This window comes from Streptomyces sp. NPDC058092 (assembly GCF_042884935.1).
In the GTDB taxonomy this organism is placed as follows: domain Bacteria; phylum Actinomycetota; class Actinomycetes; order Streptomycetales; family Streptomycetaceae; genus Streptomyces.
This window is the reverse complement of the sequence record NZ_JBHVSY010000035.1, coordinates 19,956-45,214: the sequence shown is the minus strand read 5'-3', so window position 1 is coordinate 45,214 and position 25,259 is coordinate 19,956. Positions and strand designations below refer to the sequence as shown.

General features: G+C 69.6%; 21 protein-coding genes and 4 pseudogenes. 17 read left to right on the top strand and 8 right to left on the bottom strand.

Translation table 11 applies throughout. The features are described 5' to 3' along the window. Nucleotides 1-32: 32 nt before the first annotated feature. The 6 genes from ACFVV1_RS36805 to ACFVV1_RS36780 all read left to right on the top strand — a co-directional run bounded on the left by ACFVV1_RS36805 (nucleotide 33) and on the right by ACFVV1_RS36780 (nucleotide 5,222). Nucleotides 33-1,595, top strand: a complete 1,563-nt coding sequence (locus ACFVV1_RS36805; RefSeq protein ID WP_389998813.1) for a hypothetical protein — start codon at nucleotides 33-35, stop codon at nucleotides 1,593-1,595. Continuing rightward, nucleotides 1,592-2,011 (top strand): hypothetical protein, encoded by a 420-nt coding sequence (locus ACFVV1_RS36800; RefSeq protein ID WP_389998810.1) that lies wholly within the window; start codon nucleotides 1,592-1,594, stop codon nucleotides 2,009-2,011. Before ACFVV1_RS36805 ends, ACFVV1_RS36800 begins: the two co-directional genes overlap by 4 nt. Then, complete coding sequence (locus ACFVV1_RS36795; RefSeq protein WP_389998807.1) at nucleotides 2,008-2,421, top strand: hypothetical protein; 414 nt, start codon at nucleotides 2,008-2,010, stop codon at nucleotides 2,419-2,421. Before ACFVV1_RS36800 ends, ACFVV1_RS36795 begins: the two co-directional genes overlap by 4 nt. Continuing rightward, on the top strand, nucleotides 2,418-3,638 hold the full coding sequence (locus ACFVV1_RS36790) for an acyl-CoA dehydrogenase family protein (protein WP_389998804.1): 1,221 nt from the start codon (nucleotides 2,418-2,420) through the stop codon (nucleotides 3,636-3,638). The genes ACFVV1_RS36795 and ACFVV1_RS36790 overlap by 4 nt, the downstream gene beginning before the upstream one ends. A 749-nt stretch (nucleotides 3,639-4,387) precedes the next feature. Further along, nucleotides 4,388-4,651 (top strand): hypothetical protein, encoded by a 264-nt coding sequence (locus ACFVV1_RS36785; protein ID WP_389998801.1) that lies wholly within the window; start codon nucleotides 4,388-4,390, stop codon nucleotides 4,649-4,651. A gap of 4 nt (nucleotides 4,652-4,655) precedes the next feature. Further along, the gene (locus ACFVV1_RS36780) at nucleotides 4,656-5,222 is read left to right on the top strand and encodes a DUF6529 family protein (RefSeq protein ID WP_389998798.1); all 567 of its coding nucleotides are present in this window, start codon (nucleotides 4,656-4,658) and stop codon (nucleotides 5,220-5,222) included. Between the two features lie 274 nt (nucleotides 5,223-5,496). Here ACFVV1_RS36780 and ACFVV1_RS36775 read toward each other — a convergent pair. Further along, nucleotides 5,497-6,423 (bottom strand): annotated as a pseudogene (locus tag ACFVV1_RS36775) (IS5 family transposase); the annotation flags it as partial. Between the two features lie 83 nt (nucleotides 6,424-6,506). On the opposite strand from ACFVV1_RS36775, the gene ACFVV1_RS36770 reads away from it, so the two are divergent. After that, a complete protein-coding gene (locus ACFVV1_RS36770) occupies nucleotides 6,507-7,739 on the top strand; it encodes an IS4 family transposase (RefSeq protein ID WP_389998796.1) in 1,233 nt (410 codons plus the stop codon). A 342-nt stretch (nucleotides 7,740-8,081) separates the two neighbouring features. Here the strand turns inward: ACFVV1_RS36770 and ACFVV1_RS36765 are convergent, their stop codons facing one another. Continuing rightward, complete coding sequence (locus tag ACFVV1_RS36765; protein WP_389998793.1) at nucleotides 8,082-8,849, bottom strand: SDR family NAD(P)-dependent oxidoreductase; 768 nt, start codon at nucleotides 8,847-8,849, stop codon at nucleotides 8,082-8,084. Nucleotides 8,850-9,642: 793 nt separating this feature from the next. Here ACFVV1_RS36765 and ACFVV1_RS36760 point away from each other — a divergent pair. The 3 genes and pseudogenes from ACFVV1_RS36760 (at nucleotide 9,643) to ACFVV1_RS36750 (ending at nucleotide 11,303) form a co-directional block, all read left to right on the top strand. Next, complete coding sequence (locus tag ACFVV1_RS36760) at nucleotides 9,643-10,044, top strand: transposase (RefSeq protein WP_389998790.1); 402 nt, start codon at nucleotides 9,643-9,645, stop codon at nucleotides 10,042-10,044. 299 nt (nucleotides 10,045-10,343) lie between these two features. Continuing rightward, nucleotides 10,344-10,559, top strand: a pseudogene (locus ACFVV1_RS36755) (transposase); the annotation flags it as partial. A 96-nt stretch (nucleotides 10,560-10,655) separates the two neighbouring features. After that, entirely contained in the window at nucleotides 10,656-11,303 is a 648-nt protein-coding gene (locus tag ACFVV1_RS36750; RefSeq protein ID WP_389998787.1) for a hypothetical protein, read from the top strand. 938 nt (nucleotides 11,304-12,241) lie between these two features. Here ACFVV1_RS36750 and ACFVV1_RS36745 read toward each other — a convergent pair. After that, entirely contained in the window at nucleotides 12,242-12,385 is a 144-nt protein-coding gene (locus ACFVV1_RS36745; RefSeq protein WP_389998784.1) for an arylamine N-acetyltransferase, read from the bottom strand. Between the two features lie 342 nt (nucleotides 12,386-12,727). Between ACFVV1_RS36745 and ACFVV1_RS36740 the strand changes: the two genes are divergently transcribed. The 4 genes and pseudogenes from ACFVV1_RS36740 to ACFVV1_RS36725 all read left to right on the top strand — a co-directional run bounded on the left by ACFVV1_RS36740 (nucleotide 12,728) and on the right by ACFVV1_RS36725 (nucleotide 16,094). After that, on the top strand, nucleotides 12,728-14,269 hold the full coding sequence (locus tag ACFVV1_RS36740) for a M28 family metallopeptidase (protein WP_389998781.1): 1,542 nt from the start codon (nucleotides 12,728-12,730) through the stop codon (nucleotides 14,267-14,269). A 111-nt stretch (nucleotides 14,270-14,380) separates the two neighbouring features. Then, nucleotides 14,381-14,791, top strand: a pseudogene (locus ACFVV1_RS36735) (ArsR family transcriptional regulator); the annotation flags it as partial. After that, nucleotides 14,788-15,534 carry an SRPBCC domain-containing protein gene (locus ACFVV1_RS36730; RefSeq protein WP_389998778.1) on the top strand — a complete coding sequence of 249 codons (747 nt, stop codon included), beginning with the start codon at nucleotides 14,788-14,790 and terminating at the stop codon, nucleotides 15,532-15,534. The pseudogene ACFVV1_RS36735 and the gene ACFVV1_RS36730, both read left to right, overlap by 4 nt. After that, nucleotides 15,522-16,094, top strand: coding sequence for a dihydrofolate reductase family protein (locus ACFVV1_RS36725; protein ID WP_389998775.1), 573 nt, complete (start codon nucleotides 15,522-15,524; stop codon nucleotides 16,092-16,094). The genes ACFVV1_RS36730 and ACFVV1_RS36725 overlap by 13 nt, the downstream gene beginning before the upstream one ends. Before the next feature lie 228 nt (nucleotides 16,095-16,322). Here the strand turns inward: ACFVV1_RS36725 and ACFVV1_RS36720 are convergent. The 4 genes and pseudogenes from ACFVV1_RS36720 to ACFVV1_RS36705 form a co-directional block, all read right to left on the bottom strand. Next, nucleotides 16,323-16,589 (bottom strand): annotated as a pseudogene (locus ACFVV1_RS36720) (ISAzo13 family transposase); the annotation flags it as partial. 186 nt (nucleotides 16,590-16,775) lie between these two features. Further along, the gene (locus tag ACFVV1_RS36715) at nucleotides 16,776-17,297 is read right to left on the bottom strand and encodes a hypothetical protein (RefSeq protein ID WP_389998772.1); all 522 of its coding nucleotides are present in this window, start codon (nucleotides 17,295-17,297) and stop codon (nucleotides 16,776-16,778) included. A gap of 123 nt (nucleotides 17,298-17,420) precedes the next feature. After that, nucleotides 17,421-18,290, bottom strand: a complete 870-nt coding sequence (locus tag ACFVV1_RS36710) for an ABC transporter permease (RefSeq protein ID WP_389998769.1) — start codon at nucleotides 18,288-18,290, stop codon at nucleotides 17,421-17,423. Then, nucleotides 18,287-18,901: an ABC transporter ATP-binding protein gene (locus tag ACFVV1_RS36705; protein WP_389998767.1), complete on the bottom strand. Its 615-nt coding sequence runs from the start codon at nucleotides 18,899-18,901 to the stop codon at nucleotides 18,287-18,289. The genes ACFVV1_RS36710 and ACFVV1_RS36705 overlap by 4 nt, the downstream gene beginning before the upstream one ends. 399 nt (nucleotides 18,902-19,300) lie before the next feature. Here ACFVV1_RS36705 and ACFVV1_RS36700 point away from each other — a divergent pair, with 399 nt between their 5' ends. Then, nucleotides 19,301-20,677, top strand: a complete 1,377-nt coding sequence (locus ACFVV1_RS36700; protein ID WP_389998764.1) for a flavin-containing monooxygenase — start codon at nucleotides 19,301-19,303, stop codon at nucleotides 20,675-20,677. A 25-nt stretch (nucleotides 20,678-20,702) separates the two neighbouring features. Continuing rightward, nucleotides 20,703-21,923, top strand: a complete 1,221-nt coding sequence (locus ACFVV1_RS36695) for a wax ester/triacylglycerol synthase domain-containing protein (protein ID WP_389998762.1) — start codon at nucleotides 20,703-20,705, stop codon at nucleotides 21,921-21,923. 62 nt (nucleotides 21,924-21,985) lie between these two features. Here ACFVV1_RS36695 and ACFVV1_RS36690 read toward each other — a convergent pair whose 3' ends face one another. Then, nucleotides 21,986-23,302, bottom strand: coding sequence for a wax ester/triacylglycerol synthase domain-containing protein (locus ACFVV1_RS36690; protein ID WP_389998760.1), 1,317 nt, complete (start codon nucleotides 23,300-23,302; stop codon nucleotides 21,986-21,988). Nucleotides 23,303-24,076: 774 nt separating this feature from the next. Here ACFVV1_RS36690 and ACFVV1_RS36685 point away from each other — a divergent pair. Then, nucleotides 24,077-25,258: an SDR family oxidoreductase gene (locus tag ACFVV1_RS36685; RefSeq protein WP_389998758.1), complete on the top strand. Its 1,182-nt coding sequence runs from the start codon at nucleotides 24,077-24,079 to the stop codon at nucleotides 25,256-25,258. The last annotated feature ends 1 nt before the right edge of the window (nucleotide 25,259 follow it).

Genomic DNA, 25,259 nt, shown 5'->3' with positions numbered 1-25,259 from the left:
CCGCCGTCACGCGGCGGGCTCACATAGTCGCAGTGGTCGCCCAACCTGAGGATCTCACCGCCCCTCGCCTGCACGGCCTCGCAGGGGTGGCCGACGCGCTGGAGGTGCGTGCCGACCTGGTCGGCGACCCCGATCCGCACCGGCTGCGCCGACACTTCACCGGGCCAGTGACCTACAGCCTGCGCTCCCCGCGCCACGGCGGTCGCTCGGCTGCCGGCCCGGTCGAACGCCGCACCCGGCTCCTCCGCGCGGCGGACCACTATGACGTGGTCGATCTGGAGGCCGTGGACGACCTGGTCCCAGAACTGCTGGCGGGCATCCCCGCCCGGCAGCGGCGCGTCTCCTGGCACCAGCCCGAACCCGCACGCCCCGAGCGGAGCGCCGACCGCGGGACCGGCGTGCTGGAGGCATCCGCGGAGCTGCGGGAGCGGTTCGCCGCGATGGCCACCACACCTGCGCTGCTGTACCTCCTCGTGCCGCAGTCGGGAACCCAGTACGGTTCGGCCTCGCCGCTGCTGCTCACCGGGCTCGGGCGCTCCGACGTGACGGCGTTCGCGTCCGGTCCGGCCGGCACCTGGACCCGGGTGCTGGCGCCGTGGCTGGGCGCGCCCCTCGCCTTCGGCCGGGCCGGTGCCCCGGGGGCGGACGGAATGCCGAGCGTGGGCCAACTCCTGACTGACTACGGACTGCCCGCTCTGCCACCGCTCAGCGCCCTGCTCGGCATTGCCGGCCATGCCGCGGGACGCTCACTGTCACCCCGGCTGCACAATGCGGCATTGCGGAAGCTGCAGCTGCCCGCGCTCTACCTGCCCTTCCAGGTGGACACGTTCCCCCGCTTCTGGCACTGGGCCAACGGCTTCGGGGCGCTGGTCGGGCTGCCGCTACGCGGGCTGACCGTGACCGCTCCCCACAAGCAGAGCGCGGTCGAAGTAGCCGACATCGTCGGCCCGCAGGCGCTGCGGTGCGGCGCGGCCAACGTTCTGTGGCTCGACGCCGGGCGCTGGCGGGCGGCCACCACCGACACCGCCGCTGCCCTGCACATCCTTGCCCGGGCCGGGGTCGATCCCAGCGGCCGCAGGGCCGCCGTCATCGGTTGCGGCAGCACCGGGCAGGCCGTCGCGCTGGCCCTGCTCCAGGCCGGAGCCCGGGTGACCCTCGTCAACCGGGGGCATGCACGCGGCCGGGAAGCCTCCTCGCGCCTCGGGGCTCCCTACGTGCCGCTCTCCCGGTTCTCCCCGGCAGGACACGCTGTGCTCGTCCATGCCACGCCCCTGGCGGAAAGGCAACCGTTTCCGGTTGCCGCCGTCGACCCGGACGCGGCGGTGTTGGAAATGGTCTACCGCGATCCTCCGACCGCGCTCATGAGCGCCACCCGCGCCCGCGGACTGATCGGCATCGACGGCTGGGACGTCCTGCTCGTCGAAGTGAGCGAACAATTCCAGCTGTTGACAGGCCATCCGTTCCCTGATGCGCTACCACTGCGCTCCCTCCGCTTCAGCCAGGTCGAGCGCGCCGACATCCACGACCTCCCCGAGCCGGGGGAATCGCCCCCGGCGCAGTCCCCGATGCAACCCACGAGCGGAGAGGCACCATGACGACCCGTTCGGCCTCCCCCGCCGGACCGGCCGCACCGCGGCCGCCGGACACCCCCGACGTCTCGGCGCTGCTGGGCGACTGGGTCAACACCGACCAGGGCAGTTCGAAGGGCGCCCTACGGCTGAGCGTGACGTGGCACGAGAAGGGCCTGTTCGTCAGGGCTTTCGGCACCGGCAGCCCGCAGCCGCGCGACTGGGGTGAGGTGTCGGCGGTTGTGTACACCGCGCCAGGAACCCCATCGGCCGCCTGGTCATTCTCGGCGATCTACAACTTCGGCTCGCTGCGCACTGTCCTGTGCACCTACCACAAGACGGGCATCCTGGTGGCCACCACGAGCAGCATCTTCAGCGATGGCAGCGGGGGGGCCGACCACTGGGCCCGCTCGTTCTTCCACAGGGCGGATGGGCGGGCATGACGGCACGGACGGTCGATCCGGCGCCGCTGGCCGGTGGCTGGGTCAACTTCGACACCACCGCCACGGGTATCCACCTGGTCGATGCCACGGTCGACGGCAGCCGGCTCATGCTGCGGATCACCGAGCGCGGCAACCCGGACCCGTCACAAGAGGCGCTCGTACCGACCGCAACGCCCGTCACCGGCGCCACCCTGCCCGCCGTCCCTCTGGCCGATGACATGGACGCCCCCGAGGCCGTGGCCTTCCTCGCCGAAGGTCTGCTCGGCTCCCGCCAGGTCATCCTCTGCGGCTACCTCAACCGCGGCCTGCTGACCATCGATGTCCATACCGTCCATACCATCGATCCGCAGATACCGAACGTGATGTACCGCGCCCACTTCTACCGTTCGGAAGGAGCCGTCCTCCTATGACCGGTGACCTGGGCCACGGTCCGGCACGCGATCCGGTGGCCGGGGGCGACCGGATCGTTCTCGACGCCGTGGCGAAGCTGGCCGCAGACAACTTCGCCCCCCGCGCCGAGGAATACGACCGCAGGGCCGCCTTCCCCGCCGAGGACTTCGACGATCTGTTCTCCGGCGGGTTCCTGGCCGCCCCTGTGCCGCGGGAGCACGGCGGCCTGGGCTACGGGCCCCAGCAGCGCAACACCCTGCCCCTGTGGGAGATGACCACCACGCTGGCCAAGGCTGATCTGTCACTGGCCCGCTGCTGGGAGGGGCACGCCAACGCACTCGTCCTCATCGACGCCCTGGCCGGCCCGGAGCAGAAGCGACACTGGTTCACCGGCGTGGTCGAACACGGAGAGAAATGGGCCGCCTGGAGCGGCGAACCCCAGGCCCCCAAGCCGGGCGAGATCGGTCGCTTCGGCACCATGCTGACACCCGTCCGCAGCGGCTGGACCCTTCGCGGCAGCAAGGCGTTCGCCACCAGCGCCACCGGAGCCCAGTGGGCGATCCTGCTCGTCGATCCGGCCGGCCCCGGCGGAGCCCGGCACAGCCGAGAGGCCCACGGAAGGCTCCTGCTGCTCGCCTGCGACCTGTCCGACCCGACTGTGACTGTGGACGGTTCGTGGTGGGACCCGATCGGCATGCGCGCGACGGTCAGCCATGTGGTGCGGTTCCACGACACCTTCGTACCGCACGAGCATCTCATCGGCCGCCCCGGCGGCTACTTCGAAGGGCACTGGCAGACCGCTTTCATCCCGCACTACGCAGCCAGCTTCCTCGGCGGCGCCCTGGCCGCGCACGAATACGGGCTCGGGTATCTGATGCGGCAGGGCAAGGGCGGTGATCCCCATGTGCAGCGGCGGGTGGGCAGCATGGCGGTCAACATCGACACCGCCCGCCTCTGGTTGCGCTACGTCGCCGGTCTGTGGGACGAAGGCAGGGTCGAGGAGGCACGGATCGCCGGCAGCAGGGCCTGGCATGTGATCGAGCATTTGGCGGAAGAGACAGTGCACCACGTCATCCGCGCGTGCGGTGCCCGCAGCCTGATCCGCCCGAGCCCCGTGGAGCGGATCCTGCGCGACCTGACCTTCTACGAGCTCCATGACAACGACGACCACGTCCTGGCGACCATCGGGCAGGCCGTACTCGGCGAGCAGCACGACCCGTCGTTCCACAGACCATGACTCCGAACCCTCGAGCCAGGTAAGGGAACACATCATCGCAGGGAATCCATCGGCGACGATGCATGGACATGCGAGACCAGCGACCTACGAGTGCTTGGGCGCGCAGCCGTCGCGGCTGAGGCCGGGTCGGCGCGCGGGGCAGGTATGGCTCGCGACGGCCTGCGCGCCGGTCACCAGGCTGCGGGCGACGAGCATGGCCACGTCGGCAGGGGCGTCCGGCGGCGCACCTGAAGGTGCCCGATCGTCCGCGCCGAGGGCCCGCCTCGAAGGCGGCTGCCTCCCCACCCTGTCAAAACTGGGCACGTCCCAGTTTCCAGGTGACGACACATGAAAGATGTCACTCAACGCAGATCCGCCTGGTCGCCATATAGCGAAATCTCACCTCAATTCATGTTTCTTGCAGCCTTGATGACTGCGCATCGCCACGCGCGAGGGCCATCTCCACTGCGGGCTCCAGCCCGCACAACGCGCTCCGATCGCCGTCGTGCACCTGCGAAGGAGCCGCACTTCGGCAATGTCCGCACGCTCGCCCTCGTCGTCCCAACCGATGCCGTAGGCGGTCCGAAGACCCGGGCACCTATGACTCTACGAACACGGCCCCTCCTTCACCTGGGTCGGCGTGTCGCTCTCATCGGCCGTCCGGCCCAACCGCTCTCCTCCATTCGCGTACCTGCTGGCGCGCCGACTGGGCCCGGCAGGAACTCTTCGGACGTACTGGCGAGATCGGCCCGCAACGCCTGGAGAACCCGTTGAGAAACCCTCGCCTCGCGACCGCCTCGGTCGCCGCTGACGCCATGCGTGCCACGGTGCACAACGGTTGCTCCGGCGGCAAAAGGACGACGATCGGCGTGAGCCCGCAGCCCGCACCGGCGGCGGTCGCATCCGCCCGCACCGATCCTCGCTTTGTCTCCGGGCCGTCGGTCCGCACCACCGGCACTCCCAGGGCCGCGCTCGGCACCACGTGGTCTGCCGTCCAGCTCCAGGGCGGCAAAATCGAGAGCGGGGGCGGCTGATCACGTGGACGGCCTCGCTCACCCTGCCAACCACCGACGGCTCTACGGCGTCCTGTGGATGCTCCTGCCCGTGGCGGTCACGGTCGGCCTGTACTGGTACGGCCGGGTACACACCCCCGCCTACGAGAACAGCCTCTTCGGACAGCGCGGCGACGACGCCAGACTACTCAAAGCCCAACTCGGCTCCGCACTGCTGGGCCTGGCGCTGATTCAGCTACTTCTCGCCCTCTGGATGTACGGCCGCCTGCCCGCACTGCGAACCGCACCACACCGGGTCAACACGACGCACCGCCTCATCGGTCTGACCGCCTTCCTCCTCTCCCTCCCCATCGCTCGGCACTGCATCACCACCTACGGCGTCCAGCTGACCGACACCCGCCTGGCGCTGCACTCGCTCACCGGCTGCTTCCTCTACGGGGCCTTCGTCGCCAAGGTCATCGTGGTCCGCCACCGCCACTGGCCCGGCTGGGCACTCCCTCTGGCTGGAGGCACCCTCGTCACCGCGATCGCCCTGATCTGGTACGCCGCCGCCTTCTGGTTCCTGAACGGCTTCCAGGCCCCCGGCCTGTGAGCAGCGCGCGAGACGCCTCTCCCGACGGCCTACGGCAGCCCCGACCGGACCGACAACATCGCGGTGAGCGACACGCTGCCCAGTGACACCCTGTACTTGGGCGGTGGCCGCCGGTTCGGGCGAGGTCAGGCAAGCCTGGGGACATGAAGTCCAGAAGCCCTGCCCGTTGTTCTCGTGGCAGCCGGGCCCTCGGAAGCTACCGGCGGTCAGCTTCACTTTTAGCGCTTCACGTCTAACCTCAATACCGGTAACTTAGGCACTGTTTCTCGGATCATGTTCGGAGCCAGATGGCGAGGGCTGCGAGTGTGACGGTGCCGAGGTAGATGTAGGCGCGCTTCTCATAGCGGGTAGCGACGGCGCGGAAGCCTTTGAGGCGGTTGATGGTGCGCTCGACCGTGTTGCGTTTCTTGTAGCGCTCGCTGTCGAAACCGGTGGGCCGGCCGCCTCGGGACCCTCGGTTCTTGCGGTGTTTCTGCTGGTCGAGGCGTTCAGGGATGGTGTGTGGGATTCCGCGTCGTCGCAGGTAGCGGCGGTTCCTCCGGGATGTGTAGGCCTTGTCCGCCAGGACACGGTCGGGCCGGGTACGAGGTCGGCCGACTCCGGTGCGAGGCACGGAAACCTGCTTCAGCACCCGCTCGAACTGGGGGCCGTCACCGTAGTGTCCGGGTGTCAGGACGAAGGCGAGAGGCCGGCATCGCCCTTCGGCGGCGAGATGGATCTTGGTGGTGAAGCCGCCGCGGGAACGTCCCAGACACTCGCCGATCTGACCACCTCCTCCAGCCGGACGGCCAGTTTCCGAAGTACCGGATTGACCTGATTCGTCCCCCGGGCGGCCCCCTTTTGAGGAACCGCGGCCGGGGGCGCTTTCCTCGCGCCGGCGGCATGCTGGTGAGCCCGCACCGCTGTTGAGTCCACCGACACGTCCCAGTCGATCCGGCCCGCGGCGTCCTCGGCGGCCTGGACCTTCGACAGCAGCATCTCCCACGTCCCATCCGCTGACCAGCGGCGATGACGTTTATAGACCGTCTCCCACGGCCCGAACCGCTCCGGCAGATCCCGCCACTGCACACCCGTCCGCACCCGGTACAGCACCCCGTTGATCACTCGCCGGTGATCACTCCACCGCCCCACGTGCACCACCACGAGGTAAGAACGGCTCCAGCCGATCCCACTCCGCATTCGTCAGATCCCCACGGCCCATACAGCCAGCCTGCCCCAACACCCCACTCACGTCAGGAGATCCGAGAAACAGTGCCTAGGGGCATTGCGGTCGTTGTTGTTGGTATGCCAAGAGCGGGACAGCTGAAGTCATCTGGTGAGCGTCTGTCGGACCGGGTCGCGGTCGGGGTGTTGACACAGGCTTTTCCTCCGGAGCTTGTGGACGAGGTGTTGGCGGATACGGGCCGGATACAGCAGCGGAACCGGCTGTTGCCGGCCCGGCTGGTGGTCTACTTCGTGTTGGCGATGTGCCTGTTCTCGGGGCAGAGCTATGAGGAGGTCGCCCGGCTGCTGACCACGGGTTTGCGGGGTGCGCGGTGTTGGCGTGCGTCGTGGGCGGTGCCGAGCACGGCTGCGATCTGGAAAGCCAGGTCCCGGTTGGGTGTGGCGCCGCTGCGGCAGCTGTTCGCGCGGGTGTGCCGTCCGGTCGCCACACCGGACACTCAGGGTGCTTTCTACCGGGACTGGCGGCTGACCGCGATCGACGGCACCACATTCGACCTGCCTGACACGAAGGCGAACGTGGAGGTGTTCGGCCGTCCGCCGCGCTCCGGTCGGGGTGAACAGAACGTCGGCTGCCCGCAGTTGCGCATGGTCGGTCTGGTGGAGTGCGGCACCCATGCCGTCTTCGACGCTGCGATCGGTGCTCTGCGCACCGGAGAGCAGACTCTGGCCCGTGCGGTCCTGCCGTCCCTGCGGCCGGGGATGATGCTGCTGGCCGACCGTGGCTTCTACGGCGTGGACCTGTGGCGTACAGCCGCCGCCACTGGGGCGGACCTGCTGTGGCGAGTCCGCAAAGACCTGGTGCTGCCCGTGGTCGAGCAACTGCCGGACGGCTCCTACCTCACGGAGATCTTCGACCGGAGCGACATCCACCACACCCGTCGCGGGGTGCCGGTACGCGCGGTGGAGTACACCATCGCCGGCCACGAGGGTGTCTATCGCCTCCTCACCACGATCCTCGACCCGGGCAAGGCCCCAGCCGCGGAACTGGCCGCCCTCTACGCCCAGCGATGGGAGTTCGAGTCCACCCTCGACGAAATCAAGACCCACCTTGGTGGGCCACGCCTGGTGCTGCGTTCACAGCACCCTGATGGAGCCGAGCAGGAACTCTTCGGCTTCCTGCTCGTCCACCACGCCATCCGACACCTGATGCACCAGGCCGCACGACAAGGCGATCACGATCCCGACCGGATCTCCTTCACCCGCTCACTGCGCGTCGTGCGCCGCCAGGTCACCGACCAGGCGGCGTTTTCCCCCCGGCAGACTTACCCGCGCAATCAAAGCCACCCACGCTGAACTCCTCGAACGCCTCCTGCCACCACGACGCCGCCGATCCAACCCCCGCGTCATCAAACGCAAAATCGCCAGCTGGCCCCTCAAACGCGCAGCCCACCACGTTGCAGACCGCCCACGCGCCCCAGTCATCACCATCGTCAATGCCACCAAACCCAAACGGGTCAAGCGGACAACAACGCCCTAAGTTACCGGTATTGCGTCTAACCTCGCCGTTTCGGTCGGGATGAGGCCGGAAGCGGGGCGGAAGCACGAAGGGCCTTCTGAGCTGGAACGATAAACCTTGGCGGGGTATCCGTGGTGATGCTCCAGTCCGAGCGGTGACTCGACCAGCGACCTCGCGGTTCACGAGCTCGGGAACAGGGGCCCGCCCGCCATGAGGCCGCCGTCGACAAGGAGGATGTGCCCGGTGACGTAGCTCGCCTTGTCCGAACCCAGGAACTGGACGGCCTCGGCGATCTCCTCCGGGGTGCCCGCCCGGTGCATGGGCAGCACCGAATCGACCGCGGCACGAGCCGTGTCGTCGCCGGTGAACCGCTCGTACATAGCGGTCCGGGTGTAGCCGGGCGCGACCGCGTTGACCCGGATACCGTGAGCGGTGCCTTCGAGAGCGGCCGCCTTGGTGATGCCGACGACGGCATGCTTGCTCCCGACGTACAAGGCTGCCCCGGGATAACCCATCAGGCCGAAGTTGGAGCTGACGTTGACGATGCTGCCGCCGCCCTGTTCCCTCATGACCCGGAACTCATGCTTCAGGCACAGCAGTGTTCCCTTGACGTTGGTATCGAAGGTGGCCTGGTAAGCCTCATCGGTCACCTCGGCGACCGGGCCGGGGGTTCCCTCGGTGCCGGCGTTGTTGAAGGCGACATCGATCCGCCCGAACCGCGCCACCGCACGATCGACGAGGTCCTTCACATCAGCGTCGAAGCGGACATCGGCACGCACGAACTCGGCCGGGGCGCCGAGGTCGGCCAGCTCCCTGGCAAACTGCCCACCCACGTCCTCCTGGCGGCCGGAGACCACAAGGCTCGCGCCTTGACGGGCGTAAGCCAAGGCGGTGGCGCGGCCGATACCGGTAAGCGCGCCCGTGATGAGGACGACGGGATCAGGCACGTCGAGAGTCCTTCCTTCAACCACTCGGGTGAACAACGGGCAAGCGGTCCGGAACCCGCACAACACCGGGTTCCTCCTCGGGCCGGGGCGTATCCCCCGGTACGCCCCCAAGGAAGGTGTCCCAGTCGGACAACAGCCGCATCGGACCCGACCGCTGCATACGTCGAACGGCGGCACTCGATTACCCGTATGGCCCTCGGACGCCAACCGGGACAGACGACCCGCAGGCGGTCGCGCGGTGGGAGGCGAACCATGGTTTCAGACGGGAGCCGCCATGGGGCAGAGACATGGGGCACAGATCGGGGAACGGTCCGCACGCTGGAGCCCACTCGCGGGGCAATCCTCCGTCTCTCTCGCTCCTCGACGCCGCGCGATCCGCTGACGTCCTGGGGAGCACCGGTCCCAGTCGGTGGAGTCCGGCAGGAGCGAGTGCGGGTGGTGCGGGTCTCGCGCGGCAGGGCGAGCTTGCGCGAGGCGGGCGGTGATCAGCCAGGCCGCCAAGGGCGCGACGGCGGCCAGGGCGCTACACAGGCCGAAGCCGGTGGTCGCGGCCAGCACGGCGGGGCGCAGCCCGACACCGTCCACCCACCGTCCGACGGGCAACAGCCGGGCACCGACGGCAGTTGGTGGCCCAGCACGACCCACTGAGCGGTCGCGGCGGACACGTGCAGGCCGTCGGCGATGTTTGCCAGGGCCACGTTGACGATGTTCATGTCGAGCATCGCCACGAAGACAGTACGCCCGCCACGGCCACCAGCAGCCAGCGGTCCTCGTCGGCGGAGCCGACGGGTACGTGGCCGGGCTGTTCGAACCGGCACTGCGGTGTGTCACGCTGCCGCCCCTCACCGTCGCGGTGGGGCTGCCGGACAGCAGCCCCGTCCCACAAGTCGGGAAGAAACCGAGCACATCCATCAAGCTGACAACACGCCTGCTGCGAGCGGAAGTTGCGGCATCGATGGGTTCCGTTGGGGACTCGTACGATAACGCCCTCGCGGAGAACCTGTGGATGCTGATCAAGACCGAGTGCGTGCGCGGCCGCGTTTTCGCGACGCGGGCCGAGGCGAACCTCGCACTCCTCGAGTACATCGACGGCTTCTACAACTCCCGGCGCATCCAGAAACGCCTCGGCTTCCTCAGCCCGGTCGAGTTCGAAGAGAAGCACGACGCCGACCAGGCAACGACCGAACGAACCTGAACACCCGTCAACCCGCCCTGACCAGCTGATCAGCACCTCCCACACGCCGGGGAGAACCTCACGCGCACCCAGCGAGCGTTCGCAAAATTGCCGCTTTAGGGGACACAGCGTCGTGCGCAGGTGAGGGTTTCTCGCGTCAGTGCTGAGGTGTGACGAGGCCAACGGGTAGTCGTCCGGTGTATCTACGCTGACCTGCGGCGATGGCGTGAGTGTTCCCGAACCCCGTGGGAGGCGTTCCTGGGGTGAACTGAGATGAGCCCTGACCTGAGGGTTCTCAATTATCCGCAACGCCCACCGCGCGTCGGTCCAGGGCCGGTATCCCTGAGGAAGTGGGGCACCGGGAGAAGTGGCGGCTGGCCCTGGACCTGATCGACGAGGCGATCGACTGGGGCCTTGCCCCGCAGGTGATTGCCGCGGATGCCGGGTACGGCCAGAACAACGCATTCCGGCAGGCCCTGGCCGACCGCGGCCTGGACTTCGTCGTCGCGGTGCGGGCGGATGAATCCGCCCACCCGTAGGGTGCCAGCCGGATCCCGCCAGCACCTCCACCCACTACACTCCCTGCTCGACCAGATCACGAAAGATTCGAGGCCGAACCAAGGAGGCCCGCAGTGACCGGGGACGCGGTGATCCGGGCGCGCGAGAAGGCGACTCGCGGGGACTACGCCTCCATGGCCCGTCTGGCGGGAGCGATGTACGAGGCGGGGCTCGGTCCCCGCGAGGTGATCCGCGAGTGCTACGGAACGGAATTCCCCAAGGAATTCTTCCTCTTCGCCGAGACAGGGCCGTACACACTGGACCTGACGATGGACTTCACCAACCAGCCCTGGCAATTGACCATTCCCCTGTCCCAGGGCGGCCCTCCACCGGAACCGGACACCCTGGACCGGATCGAGCACAAGGTCTTCGTCCGCGAGCCCTGCCTCGTCCCTCTCGCTCTGCCCCTGGACCTCGACGCGGTCCACGGAGGCCGGGTCATCTGCTACCACCTGGACGAATTACGCGCGGGCCGCCCCACCACGTTCGGCATCCGCGTGGCCGTGGGCCCCGACGACGAGACCGAGCGCTGCGCCTCATCCCTCCTGGACGTCATCCACCAGCACCACGCCGACATCCTGCGCCTCCTCGCCCACCGGAACCACCTGCCGTCGAACCGCGGAACGGGCGCGGTGGACTCGGCGGACGTCGAGGAGGCCCGGGACATCTTGACCCAGATCGAGGATCTGCAACACCGGGTCATGGCCCGGACCCAGAAGTAGAGAACCGAAGTCTCGACACCCCAATCGCGCCTTGCACGCGGGCTGCGTCCCCTCACCACATTGGTCCCTGCTGATGGGCCGGATGCACAGCAGTTGGCGGATAGCGGCGCATGGGACCTCCTCGGCCATACCCGGGTGCGTCGACGACGCCGGTCGCTCTCGCGGTCCGCCCACGAGCGGCTACGGCACCTGGATATCACGTCCTGACCAGCAGGGTTGGCGAGACTCCAGGGCCACGCTGAGCGCTGATGTCTCGTGCGCTCCCTGCCCATCCTGCCCATCCTGCCCATCCTGCCGGATAGCGTCTCCCGTCACGGACCGGAGCTGTCGGCGCTGTGCTGTTCGCGTGCGCCGTCGGCCAACCTTCGTGCCACCCGGGCGACATGGGCATCCGGGGTGTTCATCGGAGGCTGGCCGTACCGGGGGCAGCGCGTTCGCACTGGAAGGGGGACGTTTCGACGGCGTCAACCACGGCGTCGTGCTTGCGCACCAGGCCCAGGAGCTGCTGGAAGGGCTCGCGAGAGCTGAGGCCGCCGCTGAGGCTGCTCGGAAAAATGCCAAAAACCACCTGGAACGTCCCCGCCAGATTCGACGTCACCCACTGGCCGATCAAAGTCGAGAAATACCTCGCACGGACAGAGAAGCCGATCCACCGAGCCATCCTTCCCCATGACATGCCCAACAAGCCGTCCCAGAAAGAGACATGGCTCCGCGCGAATCCTTCTGTTAGCTCCTCTGAGGCGAGAGCATCATCGATGTCGCCGAGCGCTGCGTCCTGTGGGGCTGTTGTCTTTTCGATCTCGGAGCTTGGCGGTCGAACGAGGGTTCAACAGGATTCGTGATCGTGGTTCTTACACTGACCGGCCTCGTGGTCGTCCTCTTCTTCGCCTCCACCTCCCGCTGCCTTCCTCTGAAGCGCAGCCCGCGACCGGACTGGCTCACGAATAGCCGCCGCGCCCCCGGAGGATCCGTGCCACCGACTCCTCGGGATCCCCCGTGGTCGCCCGCCCCAGATGGATCTCCAGCGTCTCGTACGGCACCCGGACCACATGCGCGGCGTGCAGCGCCCGCAGCCCCGCCACTGACGGCGCGTCGGGAGCCGCGACACCACGTCGCTCCAGTAGCGGCCGACATCCACCTTCGACATGCCCTGGACTCCAGTCAGCACCGGTGACTTCCAGCCAACTTCGGTTGGGTCAGCGGCGGATCGGTGCACTCGGCACCCACACACGGGCAGCGCCGGCGCCGAAGATTCCCGTCAACCCATTACCAAGCGTTTACTGAGCAGATACCTTTCTCCTTGCCGGTGGCAGGGGGCGGAGCGATCCGGCCGTCCCTGCTTGCCCCGGAGTTACCGCCGTACGTCGTTCGGCCCGTTTTCGGCCATTACTCCTATTTCTCATGGACCGCCGGAAGGAAGCGTTTTGAACGCTCGGAACCGCCGCACCACGGTAGCCGCCGTATCCGTCGCAGGGCTCATAGCGCCGCTGCTGCTGATCGGATCGGGCACCGCCTCCGCCCACAGCGACCCTGCCAAGGAGGCTGCCAAGCTCGCGAAGAAGCTCGTCAAGAAGAGCAACGCCGAGGATGCCTACGAGCATCTGAAGCAGTTCCAGCGGATCGCTGACAAGAACGGGAACACCCGGGTGGCCGGGTCGGAGGGGCACCGTCAGTCGGCCGAGTACGTCGAAGGCCTGCTGCGGAAGGCCGGGTACTCGGTGACCCGGAACGAGTTCGACTACCCGTTCACCCAGACGCTGGCGCAGAGCCTGCGGGTGGTGTCGCCGCAGCAGCAGGACGTCCCGGTGATCGCCATGACGTACTCCGCCAGCAGCCCGGTCGGCGGTATCACCGCCCCGGTCGCGGTGGTGCCGGTCGACGACACCACCGGCTGCGAGCCGGAGGACTACGCCCCCGGGACGCTCACCGGCAAGGTCGCGCTGATCAAGCGCGGCGGCTGCGCCTTTGCGCAGAAGCAGGAGACCGCCGCCGGTGCAGGCGCGGTCGGCGCGATCATCTACAACAACACCGAGGGCGCGCTCAACGGCACCCTGGGAGACCCGTCCGTCGCCAAGATCCCGGCCGGCGGCATCACCCAGGCGGACGGCGAGGCGCTCGCGGCCAAGGCCGCCGCCGGCGCAGTGACCGTCAACCTGGAGATCCGCACCTCCGCGGAGACCCGGCACACCTACAACGTGATCGCCGAGACCAAGGGCGGCGACGCCGACAACGTGGTGATGTTCGGCGCCCACCTGGACTCGGTGGCGGCCGGCCCGGGCATCAACGACAACGGCTCCGGCTCCGCCGGCATCCTCGACGTGGCCCTGAACCTCGCCCACGAGAACGTCAAGAACAAGGTGCGCTTCGCCTGGTGGTCGGCTGAGGAGTTCGGCCTGCTGGGCTCGGAGGCGTACGTCAACAGCCTCTCGGCGGCGGACCTTGCGAAGGTCAAGCTGTACCTGAACTTCGACATGATCGCCTCGCCGAACTACGCCCAGTTCGTCTACGACGGCGACGACTCCGACCAGGTCGGTGCCGGCCCCGGCCCGGAGGGCTCGGCGCAGCTGGAGCGGCAGATCACCGGCTACCTGGACAGCCGGGGCATCCCGCACGAGGGCACCGACTTCACCGGCCGGTCGGACTACGGGCCGTTCATCGAGGTCGGCATCCCCTCGGGCGGTACCTTCACCGGCGCCGAGGGCATCAAGACGGCCGAGCAGGCAAAGGTGTACGGCGGTAAGGCCGGTGTCGCGTACGACGCCTGCTACCACGCCGCTTGCGACACTCTGAAGAACATCAACATGAAGGCGTTCGACGTCAACGTCGACGTCATCGCCAACGCGGTGGGCCAGTACGCCTGGGACACCAGCCTTCTGAGCAAGCCGGTGGCGCCGCAGAACACCGAGGGTTCGGCGGGCAGCGGCGGTGGCCTGCACGAGGGCCACGACCACGAGGTCACCGAGTAACTCCCGGTACACACAGGGGGAGGGCTGGACTGTCCGGCCCTCCCCTTCGATGCAGCGGCGGCGGGAGGCGCAGTCGCTACGGTTCCTTGCGGAGGGAGACCCTGGCGGGTCAGCGCCCTGGCCGCCGTCAGCCCGGACCCCTCCCGGTCCCCGGACCAGCTCTCCGCCCGCTGGCTGCTGGCGCTGGGGGCCCGGCTGGTGCAGGAGGTCGGCGCTCTGCTGACCGGCGCCTCCCGGGTCCGGCAACGTGTCGCCGCCTTCGGTGTCGACGCGGAGGTACGGTTCGCCTCCGCAGCCGACCGGACGGCCTTCGCCGACGAGCCGGCCCAGGCCGTGACGGCCCTCGTCAACCGCTACCACGACAAGTCCGCCCCCGGGGGCCGCAGCCACCGGGTGATCGTCGGGCTCCACCAGATCCCCGCCGCGCCCTCCGGCGCTCCGGGGAGCCAGGCCGAACCACAGCAGAGAACCAGGGGGACACAAGGACACGAATCCGAAGCACGACAGGAGACTTCGCAATGACGCACCCCTTCGAGATCGAGCAGGAGACGACCCTGCCGGCCGACCCCGAACAGGTCTGGGAGGCAATCGCCACCGGACCGGGGATCGACTCCTGGTTCATGGGGCGCAACGAGGTGGAGCCGCGCGAGGGCGGCACAGCCGCCAGGGACACCGGGGGCAACCGGGAGGAGTCGGTGGTCACCGCCTACGAACCCGGCAAACGCTTCGCCACCCGCACGGCCACCGCCGAGGACGGCCGCTTCATGGCCTTCGAGTACCTGATCGAGGGGCGCGGCGGCGGCAGCACCGTGCTCCGCATCGTCCAGAGCGGCGTGCTCGGCGACGACTGGCAGGACGAGTACGACGCGCTGCGCCGCGGCTGGCCCTTCCACCTCCACACGCTCCGCGAGTACCTGGCCCACTTCCCGGGACGCACCGGCGTCCCCGTCTTCGCCCTGGCGCCCTCGGGCGAACAGCCCGCGCAACAGGTCGGAAGGCGCCGAGGCCGCCTGGCAGCAGTGGCTGACCGGCCTCCTCGCCTGACCCCGACTCACCCGGGAGCACGGCCGCACCGTCGGGCAGCCGGATCCGCATCGCCCCCGGAACCGCCGGCCCAGCCGCTCTCCGCTACGGACACCGGCACCTCACCCTCGGGGCACCTGTTCCGTGAACGCGGCCCCAGCGCGCACCTAGCATTCACACCACACATCCAAGACACCGACGCACATCCAAGAACCGAGGAAAACTGCTCATGCGCACTGTGATCAGCACGGCCTTCATCTCACTCGACGGCGTCGTGGAGGCGCCGGGCGGCGAACCCGGCTACCGCAACTCCGGATGGACCTTCAAGGAGGTCGAGTTCGTCCCCGAGGCGTTCGAGATCAAGGAGCGGGAACAGCAGGAGTCCACCGCGATCCTGATGGGCCGGGTCAGCTACGAGGCGTTCAGCCCGGTATGGCCGGACATGGTGGAGTTCGCGCACTACAAGACGATGCCGAAGTACGTCGTCTCCACCACCCTCACCGAGGACAAACTGGTCTCCAACTGGGGCGAGACCACCATCCTGCGCTCCCTCGACGAGGTCGCCGCCCTCAAGGTGACCGACGGCGGCCCGATCATCGTCCACGGCAGCGCCCTGCTGAACCACAGCCTCTCGGACGCGGGCCTGATCGACCGCTACCACCTGCTCGTCTACCCGCTGCTGCTCGGCGCCGGCAAGCGCCTGTTCAGCACCACGGACAAGGACACCCAGAAGCTGAAGCCGGTCGAGCACGAGGTCTACAGCAACGGCCTGCAGAAGCAGGTCTTCGACGTCGTCCACTGACGACGCTCCGGCCCAGGTGCTGATCGCACCGCTGGAGGTGGTGCGGCCGGTGCGGCGTCCGAGCGTGTCGTACTCGTAAGTCATGGTGCGGTCGTTGACGGTTTCGGATGCTCCCCGCCGACGCCCGCCGGCAGCACCGCCACGACTCCCCGGGCCACGCCCGCAACACATCCTGCCGACCCTCGCCGCCACACACGACACTGCCGGTCGTCGGCGGGCGGCTGGAGCCGGCTCGACCAGCGCCAACAGTTCAGGTCGCAGCCCCGTATCCGCCTCGGGGGCTTTCTTGCGCCCGCCGCTGGGGCGGCGGACCCGACCCAGCGGGTCCGCCCCCGCTTCCCACTCGTCGACGCCCTTGCGGACGGTGGTCTCGCCGGCTTCGGCCGCCTGCGCGACAGCCCGGCTCCCGCCCTGTCCCGGGATCCGGGCCCCGGCCCCCGTCAACAGACGGCGCCGGCCCTCGCCCAGGTGCGGAAACAACACCGCGAATCCCACAGGCGCGGTCTCGTCCGGAGCTTCCGTACCGTCGACCAGGGCTACGACCACGGCCTCGACACCCTTGCGCGCAGCTACGGAGTCGATGTGGCCGACCGAGGCCGTCGGGTCGGACGACGGACGGAAACGCCAGGCGACAGAATGAAACGTCAGACGGCGGACGGGGGCGTCATCCGACGGGGCTCGCTACCAGCCGGCCTTTACCCCGTTGTAGGCCTTACGGCAGTCGGCGTTGGTGGCCTCCACGGCGAGCTTCTGCATGGCGTTCTGCCAGACCTTCTTGGCCACCTTCTCCAACTCCCGTGTCTCGGCGGGGATGTTCGGGGCGTACTTCTTGATCGTCCCGATGGCGGAGGTGGTGAACTTGTTGCACGCGGGTCCGGCGGCGTTCCGGTAGCGGGTGTCCAGGTCCGTGGCCACCGCTTGGCCGTTCTTGGTGGCCCAGTTGTTCCAGGCCGCGCACCCCTTCTCGGTGAAGGCCTGCTGGTCGGCCTCGCTCAGGTTCCCGACCTCGTTCAGCATGGCGCTCTGGACCTTGTCGGGGACCGTGAAGTCCGCGACGGGGAACTTGTCGAGGGTTGTGAGCAGCGCCTCCTGACACGCGGGCGGCAGCGGAGCCGCCTGTGCGGAGGCGGGGAAGGCCAGGGCGGAGGCGGACAGGAGAGCCGCGGTGAGGACCGTGCTCCGGACGGTACGCGAAAGGGTCATGGGGATGGTGCTCCTTGCGTGAAGAATATGGTGGTCAGGCGACGAATCAACGCCCGGTTGCAGAACGATCTCCGGCTCCCGCAGGTCACGGCGGCTGTCAGACCAGTCGGCGTGGCCCGTCGGTCAGGTGGGTCGTACGCGCTGTGCGGCTGCGCCGGGCTCCTGCGTGTGCTCGGGCGCGCCCGCGTTCACGCCGGGCCCGGAGTGGTCCGGGGTGCGTCGCTTCCGTTCCGGTGGGAGTGCGTCGCGGGTACGGCGGCGGAAGACCATGAACCCGGCCAGCGCCGCCCCCAGGAGCCAGAGCAACTGGATCGCGAGGCCCTGGGCCACCGGCGCGGTGGAGAAGGCCGCGGACATGCTGGCCTGCACGGCTCCGTACGACGGCAGGAAGCGCACGACGGCGCTGTCCGACCCGGAGCTCGACAGGGGGTTCTGCAGGGCGACGTCGATGATGCTGATCATCAGGATGGCGAACATGCCCTCCACCTCACGGCGGAGCACCGAGCCGAAGACCACTCCGAGCGCGCCGTAGGTCAGGGCGGCGCAGAACAGCGCGGCAGCGAGCATGAGGGGCTGTCGGGGGGACCAGGCGAAGCCGGCGGCGGCCGTGGCGTATGCCGCGGCGGCGGCACAGACCAGGGTGAGCGCGGAGAGTTTGGCGAGGACCAGGTGGTGGCGCGGGTACCCCGCCATGGCCAGGCGCCGGTCGAAGGCACCGCCCGTGAAGGTGGCGGCGAACATCATGAACCCGGCGATCAGGGTGACCGCGTTCAGCGCGCCGGTGATCTGGGTGAGGTGATTGCCGGGCGGGGTCAGGATCTCGCCCGTGGCCCGCAGCCGGAACGGCGCCGGTCGGTCGGGAATGGTCACGTAGGCCAGGGCGATCCACACGGGGATGTACAGCACCACCAGCAGCATCGCGAACCGGTTGCGGGCGTGACCGATCAGCGCGTACCGGGAGGCCGTGGTGAACAGGGACCAGTGCCGCCTCATGCCGCCGCCTCCGAGCACCGGTCCTGGCGGTTCAGGCGCCCGTCCCCCAGGCGCCACAGCTGGTCCAGCCGCTCGATGTCGTACGCCAGGTGCGAGACGACCAGCACCGAGCGTCCGGCGTCGCGCAGCCTTGTCGCCAACTCCCAGAAGCGCAGGTACGTCTCCCAGTCGAAGCCCTGGTAGGGCTCGTCAAGCAGCAGCACGTCCGGGTCGTGCATGAGCGCGAGGGTCAGGTTCAGCTTCTGCCGTGAGCCCCCGCTGAGCAGACCCGCGCGCTGGTCGAGGTACTCGGTGAAGGCCAGGGTCTCCATCACTTCCTCGGCTCGCCGCAGGTCCGCCAGCCCGAAGGCGTGCCGGAAGAAGTCCAGGTGCTGGCGGACGGTGAAGGAGTCGTCCAGGACCACGGACTGCGGGCAGTAGCCGAACCTGCCGCTGTGGTGCACCGAGCCCCGGTCCGGCCTGAGTTCACCGGCGAGGATCCGCAGCAGCGTCGTCTTGCCGGCGCCGTTCTCCCCGACGATCCCGGCGAGGATCCCGGGCCGCAGCCGGAGGTCGACGCCCCGTAGAACGGCGTGCTGCCGGTAGGAGTGGTGCACATCTGTGACGTCCATCGCGCTGCTCCGTCGTGCCAGGTCTTCCGGATGGCCACGGAAGCGGTACGCGTCTTCCGATGGGCGGCGGAACGGGTCCGCCCGTGTCCAACGAGCAGGCAGCGCAACGGAAACGGCGCCAGGAGCGGTTCCGTTCCACGGCGTCAATCCGGCGCACACCGCGTCACACGTGCGGCGGCTTTGCCGGCGGAAACAGGTTTCGGGGCGACCGGGGCGGCTAGCGTGGCCAGGACTGGGAGGGCGGCAGGTCCGCCCGGATTCCGCCCCGGTCCGCGGGTCAGGTACCGGGCCCGGGCGTCCAGGTCCGCCCGTCCTGACACCGTCGCCGTGCCCCTCTGGCGGTCCCGTTCACGTGGATGCCGGAGACGTCACGCACACACGAGGAAGGATCGGTCAGTCATGCGGAGAACATGCGTGATCGGCGCCGGCCCGTCCGGCCTGGCCGCGAGCAAGGTTCTTGCCTCGCGGAACGTTCCGTTCGACTGCTTCGAGGCCGGGTCGGGCATCGGCGGACTCTGGCAGTACGGCAACGACAACGGCATGTCGGGCGTGTACGCGTCCCTGCACGCGAACATCTCGAAGGAGAGCATGTCCTTCTCCTCCCTGGCCATGCCGGAGACCTACCCGGTCTTTCCGCACCACAGCATGGTCCTGGCCTATCTGGAGGACTACGCCGCGTCGTTCGGCCTGCACCGCCACATCGTGTTCGGCACGAGGGTCACCTCGGTGCGGCCCCTGGACGACGGCGGCTGGGAGGTGGTCTGCCGGCGCCGTGGCGGCGTGGCCGAGGAGACGCGGCGCTACACCGAGGTGGTGGTGGCCAACGGGCACCACTGGGATCCGCGCCTCCCGGCCCCCGCCGTGCCCGGCGCCGAGGAATTCGGGGGGACCGCGATCCACTCGCACGACTACCGCACTCCTGACCCGTACGCCGGTCGGCGGGTGCTGGTGATCGGCATGGGCAACTCCGCGTGCGAAATCGCGGCGGAGATCTCGCGTACGGCGGCGCGGACGTTCCTCTCGGCGCGCGACGCGGCCCATCTGTTCCCCAAGACGCTGCTCGGCCGTCCGGCGGACCATCTGGCGTGGAGCCCGCTGTCCGATCTCCCGCGGTTCCTCAAGGATCCGGCATTGCGGCTCCTCCTGCGGCTCACCCGTGGTGCCCCGGCTCGTTACGGGCTCCCCGAACCGGTCCGCGGACCGCTCGCCGGCCACCCCTCCACCTCCGACGAACTCCTCGCCCAGCTGGCCCGGGGCGCGGTCACACCGAAGCCCGGCGTCAGTTCCTTCGACCGGGACACAGCGGTCTTCAGGGACGGCAGCCGTGAATCGGTGGACGCCGTGGTGTACGCCACGGGCTACAGGATCTCCTTCCCCTTTCTGGAACCCTCCGTGTTCGCCGCATCGGACGGCCGCACGGAGCTCTATCTGCGCACGGTCCCGCCCCGCATCCCCGGGCTCTACTTCATGGGGCTCGCGCAGCCCTCCGGTGCGGCGTTCCCGCTGCTCGAACCGCAGGCGGAATGGATCGCCGAGCTGATCGAGGGCGCGGTCGCCCTGCCCTCGCCGACGGACATGACGCGGGCGATCGCGCGCGAGTGGCGCCGCCATCGCAAGACGTACGTGTCCACCTACCGCCACGGGATCGAAATTGACTTCCGCTCCTACCGAAGAGCCCTCCGTCGGGAACGCCGAGCAGGCAGGCGTCGCGCACGCGGCGCCGTCCCGACCCTTTCCGCCGTTGCCGGCCCCGCCCCGGCGGCCGACGCCTTGTGATCCGCTCAGCCAGGTGTTCCACCGGATGTCCGGCACGCACCAGTTGGCCGTGGGGTGGGCGGTGCGCTTCCGTGGGGAGCCGCCCGCACCGGACGCCCTGCGTCGGCACGTACGGGCCAGGCTCGCGGACCTTCCGACGCTGACCCACCGTGTCGAGGAGGGGCTGGGGCCTCGTCCCTGCTTCGTGCCCATCCCGGACCTCGACCTGCGTCAGCATGTACACGATCTGCTCATGACGGATCCCCGGGAGCAGTGGCAGAACTGTCTCCAGGAAGTGCTGATGCGGCCGCTGCCGGCCGCACCCCGCCCGCCCTGGGACCTCTGGCTGATTCACGGGTACACCGGTACCACCGGCCTGCCCGAGTACGTGCTGGTGTTCCGCATCCACCACGCTCTGGAAGACGGCGCGGGGCACCACTACGTACTGCGGACGCTGTTCACCCCGCGCGTCGCACCGCAAAGGCCGCCCGGCGTCCAGGACACGCCTCCGCCCGCCGACAGCGGGGGGCGGGTCTCCTCCCGTGCCGTGCTGGGCATCATGAGCGACGTCGCCCGGAGCCTGCGGGGCAGCGGCACCTGGTCCGTGTTGCGTCGGCCGCCGACGGGAAGGCTCGCCACGGCCGTCGGGACGGTGCAGACCCGGCGGCTGCTCGCTGTCTCCCGGGCCCTCGGTACCGACGTCAGCGCGGTCTTCCTGACCGCGCTGACCGGGGCGATGCGGGCTGTCGCCCTGGCCGAGGAAGAACGTCCGGCTCCTCTCACACTCCTCTGGCCCCTGTCGGTCCGGACCGGTGGCGAACGGGGCGCGGTGGGCAACTTCCTCACCATGGTGCGTCTCCGGCTGCCCTGTGAGGAGCCCCTTCCTCTGCGCCGTCTCGCCTCGTTCTCACGTCAATTGGAGCCCGGGCGCGTCGAGCGCAGGATGCACACCTCCCGCGCTCTCATGCGGCGCGCGCCGCGTCCGGTGAGCCTCGGCACGCTGCGGCTGCTCATGCGTCCGCGCCACGCCTCCCTCACCGGCACCTACTTCCCCGCGGCCGTGCCACAGCCGGTCCTCGGTGAGGCACGGTTGGACGGCGCGCTCGGGCTGGGCGCTCCCCTGCCCGGTCAGCTCTGCCATCTGACGCTGCTCAGGTACCGGGCCGAGTGCACGCTCTCCGTCGTCCACGACACGGCCTTCGCCCGCGGCGCGGACCTCCCGGGGCTGTGGCTGACGGCCCTGGCAGAACTCGAAGCGGTGCTCTGACACAGGCTGCTTGGCCCGGGGCCGCACCCGAGCGATCGGTACGGCCCCCGGCGCCTGCGCGTTCACACCGGCGCAGAGGTTCCCTCCAGTTCACCCACGGCCTGCTCCCACAGTTCCGGAAGCAGCTCCCCGAGCGGAAGAGCTCGGTCAGCCACGAAGGACGACTCGGCCCAGTTGCCGAAGAACGACAGGCCCACTCCGAAGAGGTGCCCGGGCACGAGCAGGGGGAGCAGGGCGACGCCCGTCACCCGGCTGTCCCCCAGACTTCCCTTGTCGGCGACCGGCATGGACGTGGCCATGACGTCGGTGACGCGCGGGGAGAGCATCCTTCGCAGGTACCACTCGGTCGGGCGGTCCGGCATGTAGTGGACCAGGTCCTGAATGGCCTGCCGCCACGCCTCGCCCCGCAGTCTCCGGGTCGTGGCCATGACGTGCTCCAGTCGCCGCAGGGGCGAGTCGCCGTCCCGGGATCCGGTCCCGCGTTCCGGGGCGGTCCGCACGGGCAGCTCCAGCGGCAGGGCGAAGCAGCGGTTGCCCCAGGTCTGTTCCTCGTCCGGGCGGCGTGCGTCAACGGGCAGCAGCGCCGTCACCCGAGGAAGCGGTACGCCGGACCGGTCCGACCAGGCCGACAACGCCCCGGCGAACGCGGCCAGATGGACGTCGTGGGCCGATCCGCCATGTGCCGCAGCGATCCGGCGGAGGGCGTCCGCCGGTACGCGGCCCCGCCACAGCCGCCGCTCTCCCGTGGGGACGAAGGGGACGGCCGGACGGTGGCCGCGAACGGCGAGGGAGCCGGCCAGGAACATCGTGGTCAGCCCGACTGCCGTGCCCACCCGTCGGGGCAGACCGGCCAGGCGGCCCTTCCTCGGCACCGGGCGGGCCGAGGGCTCCCCCTCGCCCAGCATGGCCCGGAAGGTCATCGCGGCGGCCGAACCGTCCTGGCAGGCGTGGTGGAAGCGGTAGCACACGGCGTACTCGTCAGGCACATGGCCGTGGACCAGCCAGATCCCCCAGTAGGCGGCGGGCGCGAACGGCGCGTCGAGCGCGGTGTGCAGGGCGGCGTCCCACCCTGCGGGGCCCTTTGCGACCACCTCGTGGACGTGCCGGTCGACGGTGAAGTCCGCGTCCGGCCGCCACCGGGGGCGCCGTGAGCCGCCCTCGACCCGGCTCATGAGCAGCGGCAGCCGGCCCAGGCGTGAGCCCACGTACGCGCGGAAGTCCGCCAGGCTCGGGGGCGGACCGCTCAGGTACGCGACACCGCCGGCGTCCCAGCGGACGTCGGGGTGGCGGCGCTCCATGCTGAGGAACGCTCGGTCGACCGAGTGGGCGGGGTGGCTGGGGAAGGGAACGGACCGGGCTGACGGATCGGACACGGGCATCGGGGAACTCCAGTTCGTGCCAAGAGACAGGCAGGCGGGGCGAGGCCGGGCGCTCGGCCACCCCGACCGACCGGGACGGACCACCGATCGGAAGGGCCGCCGACCAGTGCGCGTCCGCAGCGACGCCGAACGCGTCACCTCGGCCTGAATAAGTACGGTTTATATCCGGCCGCGGTGAACAGCCGTACTCGCCTGCAGCCCCCGAAGTAAGCGCTCCCCTCCTGCCCCACCGGGCTCGACGCCCGTCACCGCCCGCCGACGGGAACGCGGAGCCGCCCGGGACCGCCTGCCGGCCACCGCCCGCGAGATCACCCGAAAGGGGGATGGCCCTCCGGGCGGCCCGCTCGGTCCCGACTGCTCCCGTTGCGTCCGTACGGCCGGGCGCCCCGGCTCGCGGCGGGAGCTCCGACGAGCCGTCCGGGACACACACGGACCGTGGCGTGGGTACTTCATTCGGGTGAGCCGGTGGGATCGGGTGCTCCATCACCGTCCGCCGTCTGACACTGTGTGCCGTGCGCCAGTGGTCATCAAGCCCGGGAGAGGGCCTGAGCGGCCTCCGGCGGGGCCGGAGGAACCGGAGGGCCGGCGGATGCCCGTTGCACCGGGTCGGCCGGACGAGTTCAGGCCGCGCACGGCGCGACCGCCGGTGTCATGCCACGCCGTGGGACGGCCGGATACATCTCGCTTCCCCAGCCGCCGCAACGGCCCCGGCGTTCACCGCCCTCGCACGCGGTAAGTGGTCCTGTCCCTTTCGGAGCCCTTGGAGCCAAGGTCATGCACGTCGCCCTCACCGGCGCCACCGGATTCCTCGGACTGCGCCTGCTGCGCCGTCTGCTCGACACGCACCGGTCGGTGACGGTCCTGGTCCACGCGGGGTCGGGTGACGCGCTGCACCGCATCACCCGGTTCTTCGCACTGACCGGCGTGCCCGAGCCGTTCGTCGCCGAACTCCCCGACCGGCTGCGGGTGGTGGAGACCGAGTTGGAGCAACCCGGGCTGGGGCTGTCCAGGCGCGCGTTCCAGGAGTTGGCCGACGGTCTCGGCACGGTCTGGCACAGCGCGGGCAGCATCAACCTGGAGGGAGACCTTCCCGAGCTGCGCCGGACCAACGTCGAAGGAACCCGGCATGTACTGGAGTTGGCCGCCGCCGGACGCGAGAGACCCGTGGTCCACCACGTGAGTACCGCTTTCGTCGCCGGGAGCCGGCGTGAGGGGGTGGCGTACGAGGACGAGCTGGACGACGCGTACGGCTTCGAGAACGCCTACGAACGCTCCAAGTACGAGGCGGAGGTGTTGATCCACGCGTGGTCGCGGGAGCACCGCCGCCCGGTCGTGGTGCTGCGGCCGAGCATCCTCGTCACGGACCTGCCGCCGCACCCGGAACTGCCCTCGCATCCGCTTCAGGTCATCGAGCGGATCCTGCGCGACGCGCGACGCACCGCCGGCCCCGGAAGCCCGGGCCACGACGGCGACGGACCCGACGCCCCCCACGGCACCGACCCGGGCGGCCGTCCCCGCGTCCGGTTGGTGGGTCATCCGCACGGCCGGCTGAACCTGATGCAGGTGGAGCACGCGGCCGAGGTCATGGTGCGGCTGGCCGGCCGGACGCCCTCGGGCGGAGTCGACACGTACCACGTCGTCCATGACCGCGACGTGCCCGTGCTGACGATCGCAACCCTGCTGGAACGGCTGGTCGAGTTGTCGATCGACCTGGTCGCCACGGAGCCGGACGACCCGTCGGCGCTGGAGGCGCTGGTGGACTTCTACCCGGGTCTGACGGCCTACCTGACCCACCGACGGCGCTTCGACGACACCCGGGTCCGGGCCCTGTTCGGGTCGTCGGCGGCCTCCGACCGGGTGGACCTCGACTACCTGTGGTCCGGCCTGGTCCCGAGGGACCGGGTTCCCGCCGGGCCGTCGCCCACCGCCGCCCTCCCGTCCGCCCGCTACGCCTGAC

Excerpts from the sequence above, each read along its gene's own strand:
- ACFVV1_RS36800 (WP_389998810.1), top strand. The coding sequence starts at position 1,592 with ATGACGACCCGTTCGGCCTCCCCCGCCGGACCGGCCGCACCGCGGCCG.
- ACFVV1_RS36795 (WP_389998807.1), top strand. The coding sequence starts at position 2,008 with ATGACGGCACGGACGGTCGATCCGGCGCCGCTGGCCGGTGGCTGGGTC.
- ACFVV1_RS36790 (WP_389998804.1), top strand. The coding sequence starts at position 2,418 with ATGACCGGTGACCTGGGCCACGGTCCGGCACGCGATCCGGTGGCCGGG.
- ACFVV1_RS36770 (WP_389998796.1), top strand. The coding sequence starts at position 6,507 with ATGCCAAGAGCGGGACAGCTGAAGTCATCTGGTGAGCGTCTGTCGGAC.
- ACFVV1_RS36730 (WP_389998778.1), top strand. The coding sequence starts at position 14,788 with ATGACGCACCCCTTCGAGATCGAGCAGGAGACGACCCTGCCGGCCGAC.
- ACFVV1_RS36725 (WP_389998775.1), top strand. The coding sequence starts at position 15,522 with ATGCGCACTGTGATCAGCACGGCCTTCATCTCACTCGACGGCGTCGTG.
- ACFVV1_RS36715 (WP_389998772.1), bottom strand. The coding sequence starts at position 17,297 with ATGACCCTTTCGCGTACCGTCCGGAGCACGGTCCTCACCGCGGCTCTC.
- ACFVV1_RS36710 (WP_389998769.1), bottom strand. The coding sequence starts at position 18,290 with ATGAGGCGGCACTGGTCCCTGTTCACCACGGCCTCCCGGTACGCGCTG.
- ACFVV1_RS36705 (WP_389998767.1), bottom strand. The coding sequence starts at position 18,901 with ATGGACGTCACAGATGTGCACCACTCCTACCGGCAGCACGCCGTTCTA.
- ACFVV1_RS36700 (WP_389998764.1), top strand. The coding sequence starts at position 19,301 with ATGCGGAGAACATGCGTGATCGGCGCCGGCCCGTCCGGCCTGGCCGCG.
- ACFVV1_RS36695 (WP_389998762.1), top strand. The coding sequence starts at position 20,703 with ATGTCCGGCACGCACCAGTTGGCCGTGGGGTGGGCGGTGCGCTTCCGT.
- ACFVV1_RS36690 (WP_389998760.1), bottom strand. The coding sequence starts at position 23,302 with ATGCCCGTGTCCGATCCGTCAGCCCGGTCCGTTCCCTTCCCCAGCCAC.
- ACFVV1_RS36685 (WP_389998758.1), top strand. The coding sequence starts at position 24,077 with ATGCACGTCGCCCTCACCGGCGCCACCGGATTCCTCGGACTGCGCCTG.